We start from the raw sequence: 17290 nt of genomic DNA, 5'->3' as shown, positions 1-17290 counted from the left end.
AGACCATGGCTCCGCTCAGTGCAGACTATATGGCTCTTCTGGAAACAGCCCTCACACGGGATTTCGTGCCGAATCTCCCCCCTTTGCAGGATCAGACAAAGCCGGCTGATCAGCAGGCGAAGAAGAACTTATCGCGCGCCTTCAGCGCATTCGCGCTTCATAAGTTGTGCGAAATTTCTCCGAAGGATGCTGCAGCGGCTGTCGTCGACGATTTCGACGATTTCGGCATCGACGCGATTTACTATCAGGGCAGTTCGGAAACACTTTTCCTTGTCCAAGGCAAATTGAAGGCCTCGGAAACCTTCAGCCAGGACGAGGCCAATGCGTTTTGCCAGGGTGCGAGACGGCTCATCAAGCAGGATTTTACCGGCTTCAACGGGCACGTCACGAACAGGCAGGCCGAGATCGAGGGGGCGCTGGAGGCCTGCTCGCATATTCAACTTGTCATCGCCCATACCGGCGCCGGGATCAGCAACCACGCCGAAACTGCGATCAACGACCTCCTGAACGACGAAGATCACGGCGAGGAACGTCTAACTAAGGCGGCCGTCGACTACGGCTCGGATCGAGTTGCCGCGGATCTCCAGGCGGGTCAGGCTTATCCGCGGGTGGACGCCAATCTGACGTTGCACGATTGGGCGTCCTCCATGGCGCCCCGAAAGACCTACTTCGGCCTGGCCAAGGTCGCTGATCTGGTCGGCCTGCACGAAAAGCACGGCAAGGCGCTCTACGCCAAGAACATCCGGGTATTCCTTGGCCAGACCACGGAAGTGAACCGTTCGATCCGGGAAACGCTCGCGACCAATCCAGCCGACTTCATGTACCTTAACAACGGCGTCACAGCCCTATGCGAGCAGATCGAGCCGAAGAATGGCTCTCGCGCCGAGAAAAAGTTCAAGGTGACCGGTCTCTCCGTGATCAACGGAGCACAAACCATCGCGTCATCGGCTCGCTATGCGGCGGAAAACAAAACGGCCGACATCTCAGCCGCCTCCGTCCTGGTCACGCTGATCAAGTCTGATTCCGACGAGGCGTTTGGTAAATCCGTCACCCGGGCGCGCAATCACCAGAATCCCGTTCTCCTCGCCAATTTCGCTGCCCTGGACGATCAGCAAGAACGGCTGCGGCGTGAACTCGCCTATCTCGATATCCACTACGCCTACAAGGCGGAGGGGCCCGATAATGCGCAGGATCCAAAGCGTATCCGCATCGACGAGGCGGCGCAGGCGTTGGCGCTTCTTCAGCCGGACCCTCGATATGTCGTTTGGCTGAAGAAGGAGCCGGCCCAGCTTCTCGATACCGAGTCCGCCGCATATCAGAACCTCTTCAACGCGACCCTCACGGGCATCGAACTGGCGAACGCGGTACGAGCGCTGCGTTACATCCAATCCAGGATTCTTGCCGAGGCCAGGGCGGCCAATGGCCCGGAACGGCTCACCTACAAGCATGGGGGATATGGCCTCGGGTTCGTCCTGGTGAAGCGCATCAGACAGGCGATTGCCGGGGCCACGCTCATTGACGAGGCGAAGCTGAAGACCGAGCTGGGCGCGGCGTTTGATCTTGCCCGTCAGACGCTATGGGGCGCTGTCCAGCCGAAGACAGCACTCAAGGGGCCCCTGGCAATCTTCCGCAATCAGACGGACGCCATTCCCCTGCTTCGCGACGTCATGATCGACCACTACGGCTTGGGCGCTGATCCTGCGATCGCGCCCCTTAAGGCCAAGATGGTCTTGACAGATCCATACCCTCAAAAAGCCCTTTTCGACTTTCTGTCGGCGAAGGCGCCGCAGATCAGGAATATCACATGAGCAAGAAACAAAAACTTGAATTGACATGGGTCGGCAAGGAAAACCGGCCGCGGCTGGAGCCGCGCATCCTGCTCGAAGATCCCGAGAAATCCTACCATGCCGCGCACCGGATCGGTGAGAACGACATCTTCGACAACCGGCTGATCTTTGGCGACAACCTGCTCGCGCTGAAGGCGCTGGAACAGGAGTTCTCTGGCAAGGTGAAGTGCGTCTTCATTGACCCGCCGTACAACACGGGAAGTGCGTTTGAGCATTATGATGACGGGCTGGAGCACTCGATTTGGCTTGGGTTGATGCGCGATCGGCTGGAAATTTTCCGACGTTTGCTTACAGATGACGGTTCTATTTGGATAACGCTGGATGACAATGAGGCCCACTATCTAAAAGTGATGGCCGATGAAATATTTGGCAGGCCAAACTTCTTGGCGGATGTGACATGGGAAAAGGCCGACAGCCCCAGAATGGACGCGCGCTATTTTTCGTCACGACACGACCATCTCATTGTCTTCGCCAAGAACATAAACGAGCTGAAAATCAAACATGTTTTCTCCGACGATGCTGAAGTTCCTTCTCACTATAACAAAGTCGACGATGCAGGTAGACGTTACTATCTAAAGCCTTTGCGAGCGATGGGGGCTGAAGGCACACGAGAAGCGCGACCAACAATGTTCTTCTCGATAACTGCGCCAGATGGAACTGAAGTCTTTCCCAAGAATCCGGATGGCAGCGATAGTCGGTGGCGCTGGAGCCCGGAGCGGGTCGAGAAGGAAAGCTGGCGCATCGAGTGGGTAAAGGGGCGGTCGGGATGGAGCGCGAACTTCCGCATCTATGCCGATGAGAATAGCTCTAGACCGCCTGAAACAATTTGGACCCATTCGTTTGCGGGAAGCAACCGAAACGCAAAAGCAGAGGCGAAAGGCTTTATTGATGGGGTGCGCCCATTTGATACACCAAAGCCAGAGAAGTTGCTCAGACGGGTATTGGAGATTGCTACGGAAACCGGCGATCTCGTTCTCGACTCTTTCGCCGGGTCCGGCACAACCGGCGCCGTCGCCCACAAGATGGGTCGCCGCTGGATCATGGTGGAGCTGGGCGAGCACTGCCATACCCACATCATCCCGCGACTGAAGAAGGTCATCGACGGCGATGACAAGGGCGGCATCACCGAGGCCGTCGGGTGGCAGGGCGGCGGCGGCTTCCGCTACTTCAAGCTAGCGCCATCGCTGCTCGAAACCGACAAATGGGGCCGCGAGGTCATCAGCAGGGCCTACAACGCTGAAATGCTGGCTGAAGCCCTGTGCAAGCTGGAGGGCTTCACCTATGCGCCGAGCGACGCCGTCTATTGGCAACAGGGGCATTCGACCGAGCGTGACTTCATCTATGTAACGACCCAGACGCTCGGCCCCGAGCAGCTCCAGCAGTTGAGCGAGGAGGTCGGGCCGGATCAGACGCTGCTCGTCCTGTGCTCGGCTTTCCGCGGCAACGTCGATCGCTGGCCCAACCTGACGGTGAAAAAGATTCCCAATCACATTCGTGCGCGCTGCGAGTGGGGCCATGACGATTACAGCCTGAACGTCGAGAACCTGCCGAAGGCGCCGCCGAAGCCCGCGGCCGACGAGAGTGCGCCGAGCAAAGCGAAGTCGAAGCAGCCCGACCTGTTCGGCGCGAATAAGGGGGGCGGCAAATGAACCGTCATGTGAACTCCATCGCCGGCCGCCTCAGCCTGCGTCCCCCGCAGCGGCAGTCTCTTGAAATCCTGGACCGGATCACCGAGATCGTGCCGCCCCGTAAAGGCGCGGAGCTGGATGCGGCCCTTGCCGCCATTCAAAGCGAATTTCCCGGCGTAACGGACTTCGAGCGGGAATTCCCCAGCCTGTGCTTTGCGCTGGCGACGGGTGTCGGCAAGACGCGGCTGATGGGTGCCTTCATCGGTTATCTCCACCTGGCGCACGGGCTGAACAATTTCTTCGTCCTCGCGCCGAACCTGACGATCTACAAAAAGCTGATCACCGACTTCACGCCCAACACCCCGAAATACGTTCTGAAGGGCATCTCGGAGTTCGCCGTTGCCCCGCCCGTCATCACCACGGGCGAAAACTACGAGCGGCAGATCGCGAGCGGTGGCCAGCTGTTCCCGACGACGATCAACATCTTCAACATCTCGAAGATCAATTCCGAGGTTCGGGGCGGGCGCAGCCCGCGCATCCGCAGCTTTCGCGAGGAGATCGGGGAGAGCTACTTCGACTACCTCTCCGGGCTCGACGATCTCGTGCTGATCATGGACGAGTCGCATCGGTATCGCGCCTCGGCCGGCATTCGCGCGATCAACGAGCTGAAGCCCGTTCTCGGACTGGAGCTCACGGCCACACCCTTCGTCGAGACAAATCGCGGCCCCAGCCCGTTCAAGAACGTCATCTTCGACTATCCGCTCGGCCGCGCCATGGCGGATGGCTTTGTGAAGGAACCCGCCGTCGTCACCCGGAAGAACTTCAACCCGGCTGGCATGTCGATGGAGCAGATCGAGCGCTTGAAGCTCGAAGACGGCGTGCGGCTCCATGAGAGCGTGAAGGTCGAGCTGGAGACCTATGCGCGCGAAACGATGAACCCGATCGTCAAGCCGTTCTTGCTGGTCATCGCGCGGGACACGACGCACGCGGGCCAGCTGATGCAGCTGATCCAGTCGGAGGGCTTCTTCGAAGGGCGTTATGCGGAGAGGGTGATCCAAGTCGATTCCAGCAAGACCGGCGCCGAGGAGGACGAAATGGTCGAGCGGTTGCTCCGTGTCGAGCTGACGTCCGAACCGACCGAGATCGTCATCCACGTCAACATGCTGAAGGAAGGCTGGGACGTCACCAACCTCTACACGATCGTGCCGCTCCGCGCGGCGAACGCGCGCACGCTGATCGAGCAATCCATCGGTCGTGGTCTTCGGCTTCCCTATGGCAAGCGGACCGGCGTTACGGCTGTCGATCGACTCAACATCGTCGCGCATGACCGCTTCCAGGAGATCGTGGAGGAGGCGAACAATCCCAACTCCACGATCCGCCTGCAGCAGGTGATACTCAATCCCGACCAGCTTCAGCAAAAGACGGTCACGATCGTCTCGCAGCCGCAGCTTGCTGCGAAACTGGGGCTTCAGCCCGAGCATCCGACGGCGACCACTTATGAGTCGGAGCCCAATAGGGCATCGCCGGTGTTCGGTCCCGAGGAGCAGAGGATTGCCCAGATCACCTACGACGTGATCCGCAGATTCGAAAGCCAGCCCGATAAGCTACCGAGCGTCTCCTATCTTCAGCAGCCCGATGTCCAGGCCGCGGTGCTGAGGGAGGTGACGACGCAGTATCGCCCGGCCCAGATGGAACTGACCGGCATCACGGAACAGCCCGACCTGGCGGCGGTCGTGGCGCGCACCACCGAGATTGTCGTTCAGCAAACGATCGACATCCCACGCATTCTGGTGGTGCCGAAGGGCGAGGTGAAATCAGGCTTTAAGCCCTTCACGCTCGATCTGTCCTCGATCAAGTATCCGGCGCCAGATGACGAGCTATGGATCAGACATTTGCGGACAGAGCAGGTCGACGTGATCGGGCTCGGTCGAGGCAGCATCGACGAGCAGAGGCTTGAGGATTACGTCGTCAGCGGTCTTATCGACTTCGACGACGTGGCCTATGACGAGCATGCCGATCTTCTTTACGATCTCGCGGAGCAGGTCGTCTCTCATCTGTGCTCCTACCTCTCGGCTGATGATGCACGCAAGGTCCTGCGTCTTCATCAGCGCGAGATCGCACGTTTCGTCCATGCCCAGATGCAGAAGCACTTCTGGCAGGACACGGACGTCGACTATGAGGTCGTCATCACGCGCGGCTTCACCGCGTTGAGGCCCAGCGCCTACACGGCCGCGGCGGGCGAGCAGCCGCTGGACTTCCGCACCTCTCCCACCGACAAGAGTAACATGTCGAAGTACCTCTTCGGCGGGTTCAGCCGGTGCCTTTACCCGGTTCAGAAATTCCAGTCCGATTCTGAACGCAAACTCGCGGTGATCCTCGAACGCGAGGCGCTGAAGTGGTTCAAGCCGGCTAAGGGGCAGTTCCAGATCTATTACAAGTGGGGAGCGGATAATCCCGAGTACCAGCCGGATTTCGTCGCCGAAACGGGAGATCGGATCTTCATGCTGGAGCCCAAGGCGTCGAACCAGATGACCGACGGCGAAGTGCTGGCCAAGAAGGAAGTCGCTGTCCGATGGTGCCAGCAGGCCAGCGCGCACGCGCGCAATTTTGGCGGCAAGCCGTGGACCTACGTGCTGATCCCGCACGACGCCATAGCCGAGAACATGACGCTTGAGGGGTTGGCCAGACAGTATGGGGATGGGAAATGAGCATCCCCGACTATCAATCCCTCATGCTCCCGGTCCTGGAGGTAGCCGCCAAGGCCGAAACCTCCGTGCCACTGGCCGAAGCTGAGATTGCGACGAAATTCAGTCTCTCGGATGAAGAGCGCGAGCAGATGCTGCCGAGCGGCAAACAGCGCGTTCTCCACAACCGCATCCATTGGGCAAAATTCTATCTGACGAAGGCTGGACTGCTCGAAAGCCCTAGGCGCGGACGCTTTGCAATAACTCCGGCTGGGCAGCAGGTGCTGGCCAATCCGCCCGCGAGCCTCGATACCAAGTATCTGCTTGCGATCCCGGCGTTTCGCGACTTCTACCGGGGTGGGGACGATTCCGAGGCGGTCACCGCGGCTGCTGAAGTAGAGCCTCCGTCCGCGACGCCTGAGGAGGTGGTCGAAGCCGCATACAAAGCTGTCCACGCTGCACTTCGCGCAGACCTGCTGGACCGCATCCTTCAAAACAGCCCGAGCTTCTTCGAACAGGTCATCGTCGATCTTCTGGTGGCGATGGGCTACGGGGGCTCTCATCGAAATGCGTCCGAGCAACTTGGCAAATCGGGCGACGGGGGCGTTGACGGCGTGATCAACGAGGATGTTCTCGGTCTCGATCGCGTCTACGTCCAAGCGAAACGATACTCCCCGGGAAGCGCGGTCGGGCGGCCCGAGATCCAGGCATTCACCGGAAGTCTGGTCGGCCTCGGCGCGTCAAAGGGCGTCTTCGTGACGACCTCGACGTTCTCTGCCCAGGCCGTCGAGTTCGCATCACGCATTCCGCAGCGTGTGATCCTGATTGACGGACGCCGCCTGACGGAGCTGATGGTCGAGCACGGTGTCGGGGTGCGTTCCAGCCGTGTGCTGGAGTTCAAGCGCCTGGACGAGGATTTCTTCTCGGAGGACTGACGCCGGGCGAAGGGGATATCAATTCGGGTGGTAGGTCGGCGGCAGTTTCTTGTTTGATTTCTGAGCCTTAGAATTCCGTACTGGCGCCGGTTCAGTCCAGAGGTCGAGAGAAAAAGGGCGGAGAGAGAACGCTCGAAGCCGAGTGTGCCGACGTCGCAGTCCAGAGGTTCGCGCCCCAACCGCGCGGTTCCTTGGCGTTTCAGCGTCGCGTCCGCGTGCGGAGAACGTTCGACAGGGTAGAAATGGCGGAGGGGACGGGACTGCCATCCAACCTTCTCTGGCGCGGCTCTACTCCGAATTGCACAGGCTCCGCAACCTGGCTCGTGCGTAGATCCGGCGATAGTCCCTCACCGGATTGCCCGCGGCAATCCTAATCTCGACTTATTGCGCTGACAGGAATAGCTTGACCTTATGAGCAAGCTCGTCCGCATACTCGCGTTCATCTTTCTCGCAGCCTTCGCTGCGGGCACGGCGGCGAATGCGGCGGCTTCCACCGAAATGTCCCTGATGATGTCCATGTCGAGCATGGACGATGGAGGCATGGCGGACTGTCAGGACTGTCCCGGCGATGACGCTCAGGCGTCGGAATGCGACCAGTTCTGCGTGACAAGCTTAGCCGCGATCTGCACGCCTGCGGGGACCGATCTGCCGAATGTCACCGATGTCGTGGTGATCGGCACCCCGACACCGACCAGCGACCTTTCGGGTCCGCCCGATCTCCATCCTCCCCGAACTATACGCTTGGGCTGAACGGCCGCGGCGATATCGCTCGCAGCCGACCCGTCGACGCGCCTGGCTACGCCGCGCGTCCCCTCAGGCTGTTCCAGGATTGATCCATGTCCTATCCACGTCTGCCGGCGCTGACGCGTCGGACCTTTCTCGCATCGGCAGCCGCCCTTTCGGCCGGTGCGATGCTTCCACCGCAATCGAACGCCCGTGCCGCAGGCTTGCGGGAGTTCCGGCTTCGCGCCGGCCCGGGCCGCGCCCAGATCGCGCCCGAGCCGTACGGCGATACAGCGGTCTGGTGCTACGGCGGCAGGCTGCCCGGCCCGGAAATCCGTGTCCGCCAGGGAGAACGCCTGCGGATCGCGGTCGAGAACGCGCTTGACGAAGAGACGACCGTGCACTGGCACGGCCTGCGCGTCCCGAACGCCATGGACGGAGTGCCTCACCTAACGCAGGCGCCGATCGCGCCCGGCGAGACCTTCACCTATGAGTTCGACGCCGTCGATGCGGGGACCTTCTGGTATCACCCCCACCAGCGCAGCTTTGAACAGGTCGGCCGCGGCCTCTACGGCCCGCTGATCGTGGAGGAAGCCGATCCGGTCCGGGTCGACCGCGACCTGACCTGGGTGCTCTCCGACTGGCGGCTGACAGAAACCGCCGAGATGCGGGACGACTTCGGCAACCGCCACGACATGATGCATAACGGCCGGGTCGGCAACACGGTGACGATCAACGGCCGCGTGCCGGATATCTTTCCTGTGCGCAAGGGGGAGCGCATTCGCCTGCGCCTGATCAACGCCGCCAACGCACGGATATTCGGCCTAGATTTCGGGAGCCACGGACCCGTCGTGATCGCGCTGGACGGGCAGCCCGTCGAGCCGCATGCGCCGCAGGACGGACTCGTCGTGCTCGGACCCGCCATGCGCGCGGATATCATCCTCGACATGACGGCGGACGCCGGAAGCCGGGTATCGGTGACCGACCGCTTCTACAAGGACCTCGAATATCGCCTGGTCGATCTCGCCTATGACGATCGGCCGCTTCGGGAGACCGCCCCCGACTGGCCTGTCGCCCTTCCGCCCAATCCGCTGCTAGAGCCGGATCTCATATCAGCCGCCCGCCACAAGGTCACCTTCAACGGCGGCATGATGGGCGCCATGGTCATGCAGGAGATGGGCGGCAGCATGGGCGAGGGTTCGTCAGGCGCGATGGGCGGGATGATGGGCAACATGGGCGCGATGGTGGACATGATGCATTCCGGCGGCATCTGGTTCATCAACGGCGTCGCCGCGGAAGGCCATGTCATGGACCCGATGCTGACGCTGGCGCGGGACAAGAGCCATGTCATCGCGATGACCAACGCGACGGCTTGGCATCACCCGATCCACCTGCACGGCCATTCCTTCCGCGTGATCTCGCGTAACGGCGAACCGACTCCCCACCGCGAATGGCAGGACACGGTGCTGATGTCGCCGCGCGAGCGCATCGAGATCGCCTTCGTCGCCGACAACCCCGGCGACTGGATGCTCCACTGCCACATTCTCGAACACCAGGCCGCCGGGATGATGGGCGTTTTCCGCGTCGCCTGACCTCAATTCTCGCCGAAAGAAGAACCGAAAATGCGAACCATTCTTAACACCCTCGTCCTCGCTTGCTTCGTCTGGGGCGCTGTCCCGGCGCTTGCGGGCGACAAGGACGTCACCCTCTACAAGAACCCGCAATGCGGGTGCTGCGAGGGCTATGCCGACTACTTGCGGGAGAACGGCTTCACCGTCACGACGAAGCCCACGCATGACCTTGCCGAGATGAGCCGTCAGGCGGGCATTCCGGACGAGTTCCAGGGCTGCCATCTCTCGTTCATCGACGGTTACGTCGTCAGCGGCCACGTCCCCATAGGCACGGTCGAGAAGCTGCTGACGGAGCGGCCCGACATCAAGGGCGTGACGCTGCCTGGCATGCCGATGGGCTCGCCCGGTATGAGCGGCGCGAAGGAGGCGCCCTTCGAGATGCTGGAGATCACGGAATCCGGCGCCATCGGCGGGGTCTACGCGCGCGAATAGGACAGCGGACACCCGGAACCGGAAAGGAGCCGACGATGATGGACGGCGGAATGATGGATGGAATGGGCGGCATGATGCTGGGCATGGGACTGGGTTGGCTCCTGCTCGTCATCGTGCTCGTCCTCGCGGCCGCGGCGCTGGTGAAGTACCTCTTCTTCAGCGGTCGGAAATGAGAAGCACTCCGATCTTGGTAACCGTCGCCGTGCTTGCGGGAGCCGCTGTGGTGGCGTGGAGCTGGCCATTCGGAGCAGGTTCGGGTGAGGCCGCGGTGATTGCGCAGGGGCGGCAGCTCTATGCCGAACACTGCGCGGCCTGCCATGGCGCCACCTTGGAAGGCCAACCGGAGTGGAAGAGGCCACTTCCTTCGGGTCGCATGCCCGCCCCGCCGCATGACGCCTCAGGGCACACTTGGCACCATCCCGATGGCGTCCTCTTCCGAATCACCAAGGAGGGTCCGGCAGCCGTGGTTGGAAACGGGTACGAGAGCGACATGCCGGGATTCGGGAACATAATGAGCGACGAGGAGATCCACGCCATCCTGGCCTTCATCAAAAGCACGTGGCCGGAACGGGAGCGCGCATATCAGGCGGAGATGAGCCGACGCGAGAGGGACGAGACGCATTGAAAGGCGCCCCTATCGACGTGGGGATTGGCGTCTTGACGGCCGCTGCCGCTTCGGCTCAAGGGCCGACGGCCATCGCGTTGCACGTTACAATGAACAATCCGGGACTGTCAGATCCAGCGTCGCACCTCACGGCAGTACGTTTGGTATTCGGCACCGAGATCGCGATTCAAGACCTGTTCCTCGATCCGGACCTGAAGGTGCACAGCCGCGATTAGCACGAAGGTCAGGGCGAGTTGGATGAGGTTCGGCAGCGCAAAAGCCAAGCCGACGAACAGCATCACCTGGCCAACGAACACAGGGTTGCGCGACAAGCCAAATGGTCCCGTTCGCACGATGGTGCCGAGCTCTCCCGACGCTGCCCCGATCCTCCAGGATAGACCCATATAGATCTGCGAATAGAGCGCCAAGCCTGCTCCGGCTAAGGCGAGGACGCCGCCGACCAGATCGCCGAAACGGCCATCGACCACTTCGTGCACCGGGTCGGCCAGCGCGTCGCTCAGAACCAGCGCTGCCAGCGCGTAGACGGCGACGCCGGCGAACGCGAGACGGAACAGGAGCGCCGGGAGTGCCTGCCTCTCCGATCCTTCGCCGAACAGCCAAAGGGATCGCCCCGACGTCCGTGCCGCGCGGGCTGTTAGCATCAGGAATAGCGCCATATAGGCCAATACAATTGCGGAGCAGACGGTCTCGATAGGTGTCATGTTGCGTCTTAAGGCCGGCCGATCAGGGATAGCTCGCGTAGAGTTCGGTCAATCCGTCGCGGCGCACCGGTAGCACGCCGTAAGGGTCGGCATCCGGTCCCAGTTCGCCCAATGGCATCTTCCTCTTTGTTCACGCGGCCGTGTTGGCCAACCGGCGGAGCTTCTGAAGCTGGTTTTCCTTCGGCTCGTGCAAGTCGAGCGTGCCCATGAACTCACCCTCAGCGTCGATCAGGTAGACGCCGGCGGTGTGGTCCATCGTGTAGTTACCGCCTTCCAGCGGCACCTTCTCGTAGTAGGCGGCGAACGCCTTCGCGGCCTGATCCGTCTGTTCCTTCGTGCCGCGCAGGGCAAGGATGCGGGGGTCGAACGACGACATGTAGCTTGCGAGCAGCTCCTGCGTGTCGCGTTCGGGATCGACGGTGATGAACAGCGGCGTGATCTTGTCGGCATCCGGCCCGAGGTCTGCCAGCAGGCCTGTCAACTCGAACAGCGTCGTTGGGCAGACGTCCGGGCAACGGGTGAAGCCGAAGAAGACGAGATATGGAGTGTCCTCCAGGTCCTCGTTGGTCAGCATCTCGCCCCTATGCGTTGTCAGCTCGAACTGACCGCCGATCGCGGCAACGCCCGTGGCCGTGCTCGAAGTGACCGCTCCGGGTCTCTCGACGCCCGGCAGGAGGCCGCTGAAGGCCAAAAGCACACCCCCAACGATCGCCACCGCGCCCCAGGCGGCGATGCGGATGATCTTCAACGCTTTCATTGTGATACGGGCGCTCCGTGGCCTTCGTGGTTCTGAGGCGCTTCCGGCGTTGCGCCCATCGGCATGATCGCAAACTCGACCGCGACATCGCCGGCCTTCTCGAAGATGAGCGTTGCCGGAAAACGCTCGCCGTCCTTCAGCGGCTTTGCCGGATCGACGAACATGATGTGGACGGCACCGGGCTCTAGCCTGAGGGTTTCGCCGGGCGCGATTGCAATCCCGTCTTCGGCTGAGCGCATCCGCGCCACGCCATCAGTTATTGTCGACTCGTGGATCTCCACGGCCTCGGCGGCATCCGAGGAGCCGCCGAGCAGGCGATCGGGCTCGGTCCCGGTGTTGGTAATGGTGAGATAGCCGCCGGCGACTGGCGCTCCGGGCGGCGTTGCCCGCGCCCAGGGATGGTCGATCGCGAGTGGCCCGGCCTCGTAGTCATGGGCGAGCACACCCTGCGCCGCCGCGTTCAGTATCAGGCCGAGTGCGAGGGTCTTCACCAGTTTCATCCTGTCACTCCGATCCTCTCGTTGGCTGCGCTCGCACCCGTGCCACTCGTCGAGGCGCGATCGGCACGGAAGCGAAGGAGCCGCAGCGCATTGATCGTGACGAGCACGGTGGCGCCGGTATCGGCGAGGATCGCCATCCAGAGCGTCGTCGTGCCGGTGAGCGTCGTAATCAGGAAAACGGCCTTGAGGCCGAGCGCCAGAGCGATGTTCTGCCAGATATTGCCCAGCGTCGCACGCGACAGTTCCACCAACTCGGCCACACCCGTGACCCGGTTCTTCAGAAGCGCCGCGTCGGCTGTTTCCAGCGCGACGTCGGTGCCACCGCCCATGGCGATGCCCACCGAGGCGGCTGCCAGTGCCGGCGCATCGTTGATGCCGTCGCCCACCATGGCGATGCCACCATGCGCTCTCAGCGCGCCAATCTCGGCGAGCTTGGCGTCGGGCAGCAGCTCCGCTTTGGCTTCCAAGCCGAGGTTGCCGGCGATCGCAGCAGCCGTGCGAGCGTTGTCACCGGTCAGCATGACAGTCCGGACGCCGAGCTCGTTGAGGCGTGCCACGCCGGCGGCGGCATCCTCGCGCGGCTCTTCGCGCAGGGCGATGATGCCGAGGATCCTCTTGCCGCTCAGCAGCACAACGGCGGTCTTGCCTTCGGACTCCAGCGATCTTAGGCGGGCAGCGATCTCTTCGGGCACCTCGGCTTGCTCAGCCGCGTAACGTGGTGAGCCAACCGAAACGAAGCCCTCGCGAAGGCGTGCCGTCACGGCCTTGCCGGGAACCGCCATCGCCCCGCCGAACGTCTTCGGCAGCTCCAGGCCGCGTGCCTCGGCCGCCTCGACGATGGCGGCGCCGAGCGGGTGGCTGGACCCGCTTTCGACTGCGGCGGCCTTGGCCAGGATTTCGGCATCGTCGCCCTCGACGGCAATTACATCCGTCACGCGCGGCCGCCCGACCGTGAGCGTTCCGGTCTTGTCAAAGGCGACCGTGCGAACTTTGCCCAACGTCTCAAGCGCGGCGCCGCCTTTCACGAGAAGCCCGCGCCGGGCACCTGCGGCCAGTCCGGAAGCGATCGCCGCCGGCGTCGAGATGACGAGCGCACATGGACAGGCGATGAGCAGCGTCGCCAGGCCGCGATAGACCCAGGTCGACCATTCCGCCCCGAACAGCAGCGGCGGCACGACCATGATCAGGGCGGCAGCGGCCATGGCGGCGGGTGTGTAATAGGTGCTGAAGCGGTCGATGAAGCGCGCCGTGGGGGCTTTCGAGCCTTGCGCCTCCTCGACGAGATGAATGATGCGGGCAATCGTGTTGTCGGCGGCCGTCCGCGTGATCCGCACCCGCAGCACGCCATTGGCGTTGATGCTGCCGGCAAAGACGGCGCCGCCCGGCTCCTTCAGGACCGGCACGGACTCGCCCGTGACGGGCGCCTCGTCCAGCTCGGACGTACCCTCGATAACTTCTCCATCGGAAGGCACGCGATCGCCGGGGCGGACTACGACGATATTGCCGATGCCGAGCCGTTCGACTGGAACTTCCAACACGGCTCCGTCCCGCTCCAGCCGCGCGACGCGCGGCACAAGGTTCATCAGCGCAGCGATCCCGGAGCGCGCCCGTCCTGCGGCGACGTTCTCGAGCAGCTCGCCTACCGCGAACAGGAAGACCACGACCGCGGCCTCTGCGCCCTCGCCAATCGCGATGGCGCCGATCGCGGCAACGGACATCAGAGTTTCGATGCTGAAGGGCGTACCATGGCGAGCCCCGGCGATTGCACGCCGGGCGATCGGCACGAGGCCGAGACCCGCCGCCGCCACGTAGGCCCAGTCGGCCACATTCGGCGCAATTGTCGCGACAACGAAGGCCAGGACAAGGAGCGCGCCGGTGCCGAGGACGAGCTGACCTTTGCGGGTGCGCCACCAGGTTCGATCGACGGTCTCAGGTCGGCTAGGTGGGACATTTGCGTCGGCCATAGGCTCGCCGTCCACGGGATGCGGTGTGTAGCCCAGCGAGCGGATGCGCTCCTCGATCGCCGTGCGCGACGTGCGGTCCTCGTCCAGAACGAGCGAGAGCATCTCCAGTCCGACATTCACATTGATGTCGCTGACGCCGGGCAGACGTTTCAGTCCGTTCTCGATTTTGAGCCCGCAGGCCCCGCAATCCATGCCTTCGACGCGGAGCTTAAGCGCACTGGCTAGCGCACCTGCCATGATGTCACCTCGACTTCTTCGATGTGACATCGCATATAGACCCTGTAGCAACTACAGGGTCAAGACGATGACGCGCGATAAGTTCTCAATCGGCGATTTGGCCAAGGCGACCGACACGAAGGTAGAGACGATCCGGTATTACGAGCGCATCGGGCTCTTGCCGGAGCCCGAGCGCACTGGCGGCAATTACCGGAGCTATTCGGCCGCGCATCTCGGTCGTCTCAGCTTCATTCGCCGCGCGCGCGATCTCGGCTTCTCGATCGAGCAGGTGCGCAACCTCCTCGGACTTTCTGATCAGCGCGATCGACCTTGTGAGGCTGTTGACGCGATCGCGCGCGAGCATCTCGGCGAGGTGGAGCGCAAGATCCGGGATCTTCAGGCCCTGCGCCGCGAGCTGGACAGCATTCTCAGCCAGTGCGGCTGCGGCACAATCGCCGAATGCCGGATCATCGAGGCGCTGTCGCCTAACGATCAACGCTGAGCTGAACGACGCCCGGCGGCAGGAGCATATGTGCGTCACCTTACCCGGCTGATGATGAACCGGCTTTGGGGTAATGCGGGCAGCCGTGAGTAGTCGATCCGCAAATCTTGCTCCGGCACATGGTATCTGATCCGTCTGGTCAGAAAGTCTGATGCCTGCTTCATCAGTTCGATTGTGATCCACTCGCCAGCGCAGCGGTGGTTGGCGTTGTGATCCCCGCCGCCTTGAGGAACGAAGTTGAACGGGCTGCCGTCCCATTCACGAAACCGCTCGGGCTGAAACGCCTCAGGCGAGTCCCACGTCCTGGCGTCGTGGTTCGTCCCGTAAAGATCCAGGATAACGCGTCGCCCGCTAGGGAAGCGGTATCCCATCCAATCGAAATCTGATCGCACCAGCGCCGCGACAGCGGGAAAGAAGGGGTAGAAGCGCCGAACCTCCTGCACGAAGAATTCTGGGTAAGAACCGTCGTCACCGGCTTCCAGCTTGCTCCTGCAATCAGGATGGTGATGAAGGGCGTGGGCGACGAAGGTGATGTAGACACCGACGGCAACGATCGGTCTAATCACGTTGAGGACTTCCACAGCGGCGACGTGAGGGCTCAGCAGCTCACCGTTCAGGCCCCGGTGCTCTGCGATGACGTAAGCAGCCGATTCTACCGGCGGGCAGATTTGCCCTGAACGGATCTCCGCGACAACGTTCTCAATCCAGTGGTTGGCCCGCTTCCGCGCCCAACGAGCTCGCCAGTGCTTGAGGCCGACTGAACCCGCGGCGTCGAAAAGCGCAGTGATCTCCCGCGTCCGCTGTCGCACCTGAGCCTCGGGTAACGGAACACCGGCCCAAGCGCACGCGGCTCGCGTCAGAAGTTCGTGGAGCTCATCGTACAAGACGATCTCGTCCTTCTGCGCCCATAGGCGAGCACGGGCCTGCCACTCCTCCGCGGTAGTTGCTATCAGTCCTTCGATCCGCCCAGGCATCATCAGGGACATGAACATCTGCTTGCGATGTCGGTGAGCCGCGTCATCCAGCCCTTGCACACCACCTCTTCCGAGCAGCGTTTTCTGAATGCGCCCGATCATAGCGCCATGCCGCACAAACCGGCTTTGGTCATAGAAGAGTCGGGCCGCCTCCGGCCCCGTCATACAGATTGTCTTGCGGAACATAAGCCGGGTCTCGAACAGGTCCGCTCCATAGGCGCGGCACTGCTTCGAGATGAACCTATAAGGGTCCTTGAGTAGCGCGAGCGTCGCATCGAGCCCGTTGTCACGAGGGAACTGAGGCATCAAGGCGCCTTCATCGGATCAACATCGGCTGCTTTTTCGGACCCTTCGCCTCGTCTCTGGGCAAGATGCTTTCGAGCAACAGAAGGCCGACGCCGCTCACGATCGCAACATCGGCGAGATTGAAAGCCGGCCAGTGATAGGTGGCGAGGTAGAAATCCAGAAAGTCCGTCACGGCGCCATGCCGCAGCCGGTCGATGAGGTTGCCCAGCGCGCCCCCGGCGATGAGCCCGAGCGAAACGGCCGTCAGGCGGTGTTCGGCCCGCTGCAACCAGACAAGGAGCCCGGCCACAATCGCCAGCGTGAGAGCGATCAGTGCCCAAGGCGAGGCGTCGCCAAACAACCCGAAACTCACGCCCGTGTTGCGGCCGAGGACCAGGTTGAAGAAGCCGGTGACCGGAATCACCTGGGGCGGGGCCATGACGTGGTTGAGGATCAGCCACTTCGATACCTGATCGACCGTGAAAGCGAGGAGTGCGATGGGGAACCCAAATTTCAGCATGCCTGTCCTTTCCGTTGTTGGGCTCAACCGATCTGGCCGAGAACTGGGAAGGTCTGCAGGAGCCAGATCGCGAAGCTACTTAGTTGGCCGGTAATCATCGCGATACCCATTACTACCATAATCCCGCCGGCAACGATCTTCAGGACGCGTCCGGTTCGCCGCATGGCCGTCATTCGCGCCATGAAACCGCGCATGAACAGGGCGGCAAGGATGAAGGGCAGACCAAGTCCGAGCGAATAGACTGCCACTCGCGATGAGGCCGCAAACTGGACCCCGGCCCGATAGCCGACCACTCCCCGTGGGAGCGGGGAGACGTGCATGCCGAAGACCATCGTCGGCTCGATCCCCTGAAATGCGCCGGCATCG

General features: G+C 62.3%; 17 protein-coding genes. 10 read left to right on the top strand and 7 right to left on the bottom strand.

Going from position 1 to position 17290, the window contains the following annotated elements; translation table 11 throughout:
• The first annotated feature begins 5 nt into the window (after positions 1–5).
• The 9 genes from WBG82_RS06505 to WBG82_RS06465 all read left to right on the top strand — a co-directional run bounded on the left by WBG82_RS06505 (position 6) and on the right by WBG82_RS06465 (position 10505).
• Complete coding sequence (locus WBG82_RS06505) at positions 6–1808, top strand: AIPR family protein (protein WP_424422844.1); 1803 nt, start codon at positions 6–8, stop codon at positions 1806–1808.
• Complete coding sequence (locus WBG82_RS06500) at positions 1805–3496, top strand: site-specific DNA-methyltransferase (RefSeq protein WP_239798584.1); 1692 nt, start codon at positions 1805–1807, stop codon at positions 3494–3496. Before WBG82_RS06505 ends, WBG82_RS06500 begins: the two co-directional genes overlap by 4 nt.
• Positions 3493–6183 (top strand): DEAD/DEAH box helicase family protein, encoded by a 2691-nt coding sequence (locus WBG82_RS06495; protein WP_424422840.1) that lies wholly within the window; start codon positions 3493–3495, stop codon positions 6181–6183. Before WBG82_RS06500 ends, WBG82_RS06495 begins: the two co-directional genes overlap by 4 nt.
• On the top strand, positions 6180–7094 hold the full coding sequence (locus WBG82_RS06490) for a restriction endonuclease (protein WP_424422837.1): 915 nt from the start codon (positions 6180–6182) through the stop codon (positions 7092–7094). The genes WBG82_RS06495 and WBG82_RS06490 overlap by 4 nt, the downstream gene beginning before the upstream one ends.
• Before the next feature lie 411 nt (positions 7095–7505).
• The gene (locus tag WBG82_RS06485) at positions 7506–7844 is read left to right on the top strand and encodes a hypothetical protein (RefSeq protein ID WP_424422834.1); all 339 of its coding nucleotides are present in this window, start codon (positions 7506–7508) and stop codon (positions 7842–7844) included.
• Between the two features lie 86 nt (positions 7845–7930).
• Positions 7931–9409 (top strand): multicopper oxidase family protein, encoded by a 1479-nt coding sequence (locus WBG82_RS06480; RefSeq protein WP_424422831.1) that lies wholly within the window; start codon positions 7931–7933, stop codon positions 9407–9409.
• A gap of 30 nt (positions 9410–9439) precedes the next feature.
• Positions 9440–9880, top strand: a complete 441-nt coding sequence (locus tag WBG82_RS06475; protein ID WP_148914127.1) for a DUF411 domain-containing protein — start codon at positions 9440–9442, stop codon at positions 9878–9880.
• Positions 9881–9915: 35 nt separating this feature from the next.
• Entirely contained in the window at positions 9916–10053 is a 138-nt protein-coding gene (locus WBG82_RS06470; RefSeq protein ID WP_424422827.1) for a hypothetical protein, read from the top strand.
• Positions 10050–10505, top strand: a complete 456-nt coding sequence (locus tag WBG82_RS06465; protein ID WP_424422825.1) for a c-type cytochrome — start codon at positions 10050–10052, stop codon at positions 10503–10505. Before WBG82_RS06470 ends, WBG82_RS06465 begins: the two co-directional genes overlap by 4 nt.
• 107 nt (positions 10506–10612) lie before the next feature.
• Here the strand turns inward: WBG82_RS06465 and WBG82_RS06460 are convergent, their stop codons facing one another.
• From WBG82_RS06460 to WBG82_RS06445, 4 genes are all read right to left on the bottom strand, one after another.
• Complete coding sequence (locus WBG82_RS06460) at positions 10613–11206, bottom strand: methyltransferase family protein (RefSeq protein WP_424422822.1); 594 nt, start codon at positions 11204–11206, stop codon at positions 10613–10615.
• Between the two features lie 130 nt (positions 11207–11336).
• The gene (locus WBG82_RS06455; RefSeq protein ID WP_424422819.1) at positions 11337–11963 is read right to left on the bottom strand and encodes an SCO family protein; all 627 of its coding nucleotides are present in this window, start codon (positions 11961–11963) and stop codon (positions 11337–11339) included.
• Positions 11960–12463, bottom strand: a complete 504-nt coding sequence (locus WBG82_RS06450) for a copper chaperone PCu(A)C (RefSeq protein WP_424422816.1) — start codon at positions 12461–12463, stop codon at positions 11960–11962. Before WBG82_RS06450 ends, WBG82_RS06455 begins: the two co-directional genes overlap by 4 nt.
• Positions 12460–14664, bottom strand: a complete 2205-nt coding sequence (locus WBG82_RS06445) for a heavy metal translocating P-type ATPase (protein ID WP_424422814.1) — start codon at positions 14662–14664, stop codon at positions 12460–12462. The genes WBG82_RS06450 and WBG82_RS06445 overlap by 4 nt, the downstream gene beginning before the upstream one ends.
• A gap of 67 nt (positions 14665–14731) precedes the next feature.
• On the opposite strand from WBG82_RS06445, the gene WBG82_RS06440 reads away from it, so the two are divergent.
• The gene (locus WBG82_RS06440) at positions 14732–15145 is read left to right on the top strand and encodes a MerR family transcriptional regulator (protein ID WP_424422812.1); all 414 of its coding nucleotides are present in this window, start codon (positions 14732–14734) and stop codon (positions 15143–15145) included.
• A 35-nt stretch (positions 15146–15180) separates the two neighbouring features.
• Here the strand turns inward: WBG82_RS06440 and WBG82_RS06435 are convergent, their stop codons facing one another.
• The 3 genes from WBG82_RS06435 to WBG82_RS06425 all read right to left on the bottom strand — a co-directional run.
• Complete coding sequence (locus WBG82_RS06435) at positions 15181–16425, bottom strand: cytochrome P450 (protein ID WP_424422904.1); 1245 nt, start codon at positions 16423–16425, stop codon at positions 15181–15183.
• Positions 16426–16435: 10 nt separating this feature from the next.
• Positions 16436–16924: a signal peptidase II gene (lspA, locus tag WBG82_RS06430; RefSeq protein WP_424422809.1), complete on the bottom strand. Its 489-nt coding sequence runs from the start codon at positions 16922–16924 to the stop codon at positions 16436–16438.
• A gap of 23 nt (positions 16925–16947) precedes the next feature.
• Positions 16948–17290 (bottom strand): cytochrome c biogenesis protein CcdA (locus WBG82_RS06425; protein WP_424422806.1); only part of this gene is annotated, 343 nt, incomplete at its 5' end.

The sequence above is a fragment of the Parvibaculum sp. genome, assembly GCF_049671045.1.
Classification (GTDB): domain Bacteria; phylum Pseudomonadota; class Alphaproteobacteria; order Parvibaculales; family Parvibaculaceae; genus Parvibaculum.
The sequence above is the reverse complement of the archived record's forward strand: the minus strand, read 5'-3'. Positions and strand labels throughout refer to the sequence as shown.